1 protein-coding gene is annotated in these 866 nt (G+C 64.4%); it reads right to left on the bottom strand.

What is annotated here, in order from left to right; genetic code table 11:
• The coding region (locus tag QZR30_RS27860) for an AMP-binding protein (RefSeq protein ID WP_311904781.1) at positions 1-866 on the bottom strand (866 nt) is incomplete at both ends.

Here is an 866-nt window from a genome sequence, read left to right as displayed (position 1 = left end):
GGCAGGGCCTTGCGGTCCAGCTTGCCGTTGGGGCTCAGGGGCAGTTGATCGAGGAAGATCAATTGCGCCGGCACCATGTAGTCGGGCAAGTGTTCGCCCAGGCGCTGTTTGATCTCGCTGCGCAGTTCATCGGCTTCGCGGGTTTCGGTCGGTACGGCATAGGCGACCAATTGACCATCGGCGGCGATCACCACGGCTTCGCGCACGCAGTCCAGTTCCATCAGGCGGGTTTCGATTTCCCCCAGCTCGATACGCAGGCCGCGGATTTTCACCTGGTGGTCGATACGCCCACGGTATTCGATCACGCCATCGGTGCGATAACTGGCCAGGTCGCCAGTGCGGTACAGGCGTTGACCATCCCCAAATGGACTGGTCATGAAGCGCTCGGCGGTCAGGGCCGGGCGACGGTGGTAACCGCGGGCCAAGCCTGCACCGCCCAGGTACAGCTCGCCGATCACCCCGGGCGGCACCGGTTGCAGCTCGGCGTCGAGGATGTAGGTGCTGAGGTTGGCAATCGGCTGGCCGATGGGCACGCTGGCCTTGCCTTCTTCGCGGCAGGTCCAGTGGGTCACGTCGATGGCGGCTTCGGTGGGGCCGTAGAGGTTGAACAGCCCGGCGTTCGGCAGCTTGGCGAAGACCTGCTGCTGCGCGTCCACGGGCAAGGCTTCGCCGCTGCACACAATGCGTTTGAGGCTGGTGCAGCGGGCGACGTTTTCATCGAGCAAAAACACCTGCAGCATCGACGGCACGAAGTGCAGGGTGCTGACTTGGTAGCGCTGGATCAAACTCACCAGGGTAGCCGGGTCGCGGTGGTCGCCCGGGCCGGCAATGGCCAGGCGTGCGCCGGTCATCAGCGGCCAAAAGAA

Source organism: Pseudomonas sp. rhizo25, from assembly GCF_031931935.1.
Classification (GTDB): Bacteria; Pseudomonadota; Gammaproteobacteria; order Pseudomonadales; family Pseudomonadaceae; genus Aquipseudomonas; species Aquipseudomonas synxantha.
This window is presented reverse-complemented; position numbering and strand designations above follow the sequence as displayed.